Below are 300 nucleotides of genomic sequence, written 5' to 3' on the forward strand. Positions count from 1 at the left end.
GCTGACGACCGGGTGATCCGCCACCAGACCGGAGCCTTGCAGGTAGGGCGTGCCCCCCAGCTTTGGGAAATAGGTCTGATCGTCGGTGAATACCAGAAGGTGGCCATCCTGGCTGTGCTGGTGGTGCCATGAAATGCCATCTTCACTGCAAACCGCTGGATGAACTCGAAGTCGTTTTCCCCGTATTGGGTGCAGTACTCGCGTTCCGGGCTGGTGTTGACGTGGAAGGTGTACGCATCGGCTTGGATGCCATGGCCTTTAAGGACCTGGGCCACGATCTGCGGCACCGTCAGGTGCTGG

At 59.7% G+C, this 300-nt stretch carries 1 pseudogene; it reads right to left on the reverse strand.

Annotated elements, in window-relative coordinates:
• A pseudogene (locus KO536_RS24095) lies at window positions 1-300 on the reverse strand (contractile injection system protein, VgrG/Pvc8 family); the annotation flags it as partial.

It is taken from the genome of Pseudomonas sp. NKUCC02_KPG, assembly GCF_019345465.1.
In the GTDB taxonomy this organism is placed as follows: Bacteria; Pseudomonadota; Gammaproteobacteria; order Pseudomonadales; family Pseudomonadaceae; genus Aquipseudomonas.